The sequence below is a fragment of the Parabacteroides sp. merdae-related_45_40 genome, from assembly GCF_001915675.1.
Window position 1 is genome coordinate 1 of the sequence record NZ_MNQY01000094.1, and the last position, 5,354, is coordinate 5,354.

The 5,354-nt window shown below is 47.5% G+C and carries 4 protein-coding genes and 1 pseudogene; 1 reads left to right on the plus strand and 4 read right to left on the minus strand.

Annotated features, from left to right (window positions below):
* Nucleotides 1–5: 5 nt before the first annotated feature.
* The 4 genes from BHV83_RS11205 to BHV83_RS11220 all read right to left on the minus strand — a co-directional run bounded on the left by BHV83_RS11205 (nucleotide 6) and on the right by BHV83_RS11220 (nucleotide 4,829).
* On the minus strand, nucleotides 6–1,091 hold the full coding sequence (locus BHV83_RS11205; RefSeq protein ID WP_005638712.1) for an LptF/LptG family permease: 1,086 nt from the start codon (nucleotides 1,089–1,091) through the stop codon (nucleotides 6–8).
* Between the two features lie 12 nt (nucleotides 1,092–1,103).
* Nucleotides 1,104–2,234, minus strand: coding sequence for a tRNA guanosine(34) transglycosylase Tgt (gene tgt, locus BHV83_RS11210; RefSeq protein WP_005638710.1), 1,131 nt, complete (start codon nucleotides 2,232–2,234; stop codon nucleotides 1,104–1,106).
* 73 nt (nucleotides 2,235–2,307) lie between these two features.
* A complete protein-coding gene (locus BHV83_RS11215; protein WP_122206163.1) occupies nucleotides 2,308–3,897 on the minus strand; it encodes a 4Fe-4S dicluster domain-containing protein in 1,590 nt (529 codons plus the stop codon).
* Nucleotides 3,897–4,829 carry a DUF362 domain-containing protein gene (locus BHV83_RS11220; protein ID WP_005638707.1) on the minus strand — a complete coding sequence of 311 codons (933 nt, stop codon included), beginning with the start codon at nucleotides 4,827–4,829 and terminating at the stop codon, nucleotides 3,897–3,899. The genes BHV83_RS11215 and BHV83_RS11220 overlap by 1 nt, the downstream gene beginning before the upstream one ends.
* A gap of 98 nt (nucleotides 4,830–4,927) precedes the next feature.
* Between BHV83_RS11220 and BHV83_RS11225 the strand changes: the two are divergent.
* A pseudogene (locus BHV83_RS11225) lies at nucleotides 4,928–5,354 on the plus strand (hypothetical protein); the annotation flags it as partial.

Consider the following 5,354-nt stretch of genomic DNA (forward strand, 5'->3'; position numbering starts at 1 on the left):
ATTTCTTATCTCGGTGCCTTCCGGTACAAATAAATCGCGATAAACGTATACAATATATTCGGAATCCAGGCGGCCATAGCAGGGCTGAGGTTGCCGTTGATGGCGAAGGTCGATGTGACGGTGGTGAAGAGGATGTAGGAGAAACTCAAGGCCAGTCCGATGCCGATGTTCAACCCCATGCCTCCTTTGATCTTGCGGGAAGAGAGCGAGGCTCCGATGGAGGTCAGGATGAAGGCGGCCATGATGGCGGCAAAACGTTTGTGGTATTCGATCTGGAACGTCTGGATATTGCCGATCCCTCTTTTCTTCTGGCGGTCGATATACGTGGACAGTTCGGAAGAAGTCATCGTCTCGCAGTCATTGACAGAGATCAGGAAGTCCGAAGGGACGATTGTCAATGTGGTGTCCATGCGGCTCCCTTCGGTGATATGTTCGCGCATCCCGTCGAAGTCGCGGATCATGTAGTCGATCAGCGTCCAATTGTATAGCGAATCGTATTTGATGGAGTTTGCCGTGAGGCGTGAAATCATCTTCTTGTCCTCGAAGTGCTCCAAAGAGAAACGGTATCCCATCCCGGAACGCGCGTCGTAGCGGTCGAAATAGGCGATTACGCCCGGCTCGATCTCCAATTGGGCGGAACGGACATAATCTACCTTCTTATTCTTGATATATTTGTTTTGGAAGTCGATACGCGTGGCGTTGGCAGGCGGAATGATATAAGCGTTCAGCACAAACGTACTGAGTGCAATGATCCCTGCCGAAATCGCGTAAGGCAACATCAGACGCCGGAAACTCATCCCGCTCGCCAACATTGCGATCACTTCTGAATTGTCTGCTAACTTTGAGGTGAAGAAGATAACGGCAATGAAAGTAAACAACGGACTGAACAGGTTCGCGAAATACGGGATGAAGTTCATGTAATAGTCGAAGACAATCGCTTTCAACGGTACGTCCGGACTCAGGAACTTGTCGATCTTCTCATTTATATCGAAGACGACCGAGATAGCGATAATCAGGGCAATCGCGAAGATATAAGTACCTAAGAATTGCTTGATGATATACCAGTCTATCCGTTTCAGTTTGAATTTCATGTGATAGTTTGCTTATAACCGGTTTGATAATTGACGGACCATTTCACTCTTCCAGGTCGTGAAATCGCCGGCAATAATATGTTTGCGTGCCTCTTTTACGAGCCACAGGTAAAACGCGAGGTTATGAATTGATGCCAGTTGAAGTCCTAACATCTCATTCACTTTGATCAAATGGTGTAGATACGCCTTGCTGTAGCGCGTGTCGATAGCCGAATGAGCATCCGGATCGATAGGAGAGAAGTCGTTCTCCCATTTCTTATTACGCATATTGATCGTGCCGAAGCGGGTAAATATCTGTCCGTTACGTCCGTTGCGCGTCGGCATGATGCAGTCGAACATATCGATACCCCGTTCAATCCCCTCTAAAATATTGATCGGTGTGCCGACTCCCATTAGGTAACGAGGCTTGTCTTTCGGCAGGATCTCGTTGACTACTTCGATCATCTCGTACATCTTCTCTGTTGGTTCGCCTACTGCCAGGCCACCGATCGCATTGCCGTCAGCGCCCTTTTCCGCTACATTCTCGGCTGCCTTTCGACGCAGTTCCGGATAAACACAACCTTGTACAATCGGGAAAAGACTTTGCTGGTAACCGTATTTCGGCTCTGTAGAGTTGAAACGTTCGAAACAACGGTCCAGCCAACGTTCCGTCAGACCGAGGGACTTTTTCGCGTATTCATAATCGGCATCGCCCGGACAACATTCATCGAAAGCCATAATGATATCTGCCCCGATGATCCGCTGGATATCCATAACCTTTTCCGGGGTAAACAGATGCTTGGAGCCGTCGATATGTGAGCGGAACATGGCGCCTTCCTCATGCAACTTGCGGTTTTCGGAAAGAGAAAAAACCTGGAAACCACCGCTATCTGTCAGGATTGGCCGGTTCCATGTGTTGAATTTGTGCAATCCGCCTGCCTGTTCCAATATTTCCAATCCGGGACGGAGATATAAATGGTATGTGTTTCCTAAAATGATTTGTGCGTTGATATCTTCTTCCAACTCGGTCATGTGGACGCCTTTAACTGTGCCCTGTGTGCCGACCGGCATAAAAATAGGCGTTTCAATTACTCCATGATCAGTGGTAATCAGACCCGCCCTTGCATTTGATTTTGTGTCGTTATGTTGTAATTCGAATTTCATGGCTGCAAAGATAAAGAAAAGGCCTTACTTTCACAAATAAGGCCTCATAATATAGTCGGTTATATATCGTTAATCAGAAACCGAAATCGTCTACCTCGATTTCTTTGATTTCCTCTTCTTTAGGCTTTTCGACGAATTTGTGCTCAACGTTCGATTTGACGATGATGGCACGCATTGGGCGTACCGGACAGATCGATTCGCATCCGCCGCATCCGATACAAAGGTCAGGGTTGATCTGCGGGATTGTCAGTGTTCCTTTGTAAGGAACCATGTGTACGGCCTGGGTCGGGCAATGTTCTGCACAGGCACCGCAGTCTTTCTCTTCCGTATTAACAACACAACGGCCTTTGAAGAAAGTGGCAATGCCGACCTGTGTCGTTGTCTTCTCTTCGATAGTCAGAGGTTTGATCGCACCGGTAGGGCATACATCGGAACAGACTGTGCACTCGTAGTTGCAATAACTGCTGATATAGGCCAGACGTGGTTTCAACATATAATCCAAACCGTATTCCAATCCTGTCGGGCGCAAGACCTGGCTCGGACAGCGGACGACACATATCTGGCATCCTGTACATTTGTCTTTGAAACGTTCCAGGCTGATAGAACCCGGAGGCGTGAGGGGAGGCCACTTTTTTCTGCCTTTTCTGTTCATTTTCCCTTTTCCTCCTTCGGCAATCGCAGATGCGATCGGCAGCGAGGCGGCAATGGTTGCACTTGTGGCCAGAAATGTACGGCGGCTGTTGGCGACTGTCAGTTGGCTGGAATATAATTCCTTTACAGCTTGGGTATCGACTGTCTCCTCCTGTTTCATACCCGGAAATTGTAGACGATACTGCAAGCCGCCTTTGGCACAGGAAGAAACACAATTGAAACAATCTACGCAACGGGATGTATCGATCGTCAGGTTTTTGCTGTCGATCGCTTCCGCCTTGCAGGTATGTTCGCAATTCCCGCAATGCGTACAGGCTTCCTTATTGAAAGTTATACGGAAGAACGAGTAGCGCGAGAAAAGACTCAACAAAGCTCCGACAGGGCAGATCGTATTACAGAACAGTCGTCCGCGGAAAACAGTCATGACGATGAAAACAAGCAATGCGATAGTTGCTGCGATCAGACCGGAAGCCGTCACGGTACTGATTGTCACATGGAACAACGAGTAGTTGTCCACTTTCATCAGCAGGTCGGCGAGTATGTTATTCCCCCACATCATGATCGGACGGAACAGACTTGCCGCAATACGTCCGAAGTTGCTGTACGGGTCTAAGAGCAGGCACAATTCGCTAAGACCGAAAACAGCCATGACTGCCGTAATTACCAGCAGTACGTAGCGTAGCCGGTTCATCGGCTTGTGGTAAGTAAAACGACGGCTTCCTTTCTTCTTTTTCTTACCGATGCAAAATAGACGGTTGATGATATCCTGGAATACGCCTGCCGGACATATCGTGGAACAATAAATACGTCCGAATACCAGTGCCAGTAAGAATTGGAACACGATCAGACCGACCATTCCTCCCAACAAGGCCGGCATCAGTTGCAGATGCAGCAAACGATGTACACTATCCGGTAAAACTCCTGAAAAGTCTACGAAAAACAAAAGTATGGGTACAAAAAAGAGGATTGCGAGCAAAACTCTCAATCCCTTTAGATAATTCCGTTTCTTCATCAGATCTTAATACGTTTGATGTTTATTTTTTTCAGATCGGTAGAACCTAATTTAAGAGCTTCCCCTTTGCTCAAATGTCCAACGGCAGCCATATCCAATTTCTTTACCTGGTTGAACAGAGCGAGGGCGGCCGTATCGACGGCGACGATATTCGGAGAAACAATCATCGATTTTAACGTAGCCACGTCAGCTGCACTTTTTCCTTGCGGACCGTTCTGATGCATCATGCGGTAGGCATCCACGATGTTCAGAACCGGTTTCTTCTTCCAGGTACAGATATCGGCGATACATTGCTGCAAGTCGTTCTGGTGGAAGAAGCGGCGGTCCCAGACGATCCCCATCATATTCTTCATTGCGCATGACAGCTTGGCTCCTCCGTGGTTCTTCAGGATGGGAACATTGATCCAGGCGTCCGCTTCGATCAGTGACTCGTGTATCTTGGCTTTTTTCAGTGTCACGCCGTCGGGAATGTCTACTTCTTTGAAATATTTTTCGTCGTTGCCTGGCATGATGATACCACCTGCTTCTTTTACGGCGGCGGCGATGCCGCTTGTCTCATAACATTTCTGCCAGTTGTCGCACGTGTGGTCGAATACCGTTACCTTTTCGGCTCCAGCTTCGAAACATTTCTTTACGAGGGCCTTTATCAATTCAGGATTGGTATTACCGGCCAGCTCCGGTGTACGGTCCCAGCCGATATTGGGCTTGATAACGACTTTCTGCCCTTTTTTGATATATTTGCCGATGCCGCCAAGCGCTTCTAAGGCTTTGTCGAGCATGACTGCCGGTTCACCGCCCATTACTGCTACCAGATCGGGTGCTTGCTCTACCGCTACTGTATTCGAGGAGAGAGCAGCCTGTAATCCTTCAAAGTTCAGAGATAAGGCTACACCTGCTACAACACTGGTCTTAAGGAAATCACGACGTTTCATTTTGTTTTATTGGTTTTATGTAGTTTATAAAAGTTTTAACAAAGGTAGATAATCTCTAATATAAATTGTATATTTGACGTCCAAAAAAATCATAAAAGATGGATTTATATTCCTATGTTTCAATAGAATCCTTTGTTCGCGGATGCAAGGAGTCGAAGACGCCGGAAACATTCACCTTGCATGTTCCTAATTTGTTGTATGCCAAGTCGGACGAAGTAATCGGATACGGTTTGTCCCTGCTTCGCCGTTCGATCGTGTTGCATGAAGAGCAAAAAGGCATCGGGCCGGAGCTTAGTAAACAAAATATTCCTTTTTTCCGGGAGAACCGCCGGATGCTTATCGGACCGGAGGTGGAGATGTACGCTCTTTCCCTTTACCAGAATTTGGAAATCCCTTCCGGTGTGAAGGAAAAGGATACTTCCTGTTTGCGGCTGACTTTCGATTACGGGGCACTAGGTGAGTATAGTTTGTCGGAGGAAAAATACTTGCTCCGTTGCAAATATAATGAGGAGGAGAATCTGAACG

Coding starts and splice junctions, on each gene's coding strand:
- BHV83_RS11205 (WP_005638712.1), bottom strand. CDS start 1,091: ATGAAATTCAAACTGAAACGGATAGACTGGTATATCATCAAGCAATTC.
- BHV83_RS11220 (WP_005638707.1), bottom strand. CDS start 4,829: ATGAAACGTCGTGATTTCCTTAAGACCAGTGTTGTAGCAGGTGTAGCC.
- tgt (WP_005638710.1), bottom strand. CDS start 2,234: ATGAAATTCGAATTACAACATAACGACACAAAATCAAATGCAAGGGCG.
- BHV83_RS11215 (WP_122206163.1), bottom strand. CDS start 3,897: ATGAAGAAACGGAATTATCTAAAGGGATTGAGAGTTTTGCTCGCAATC.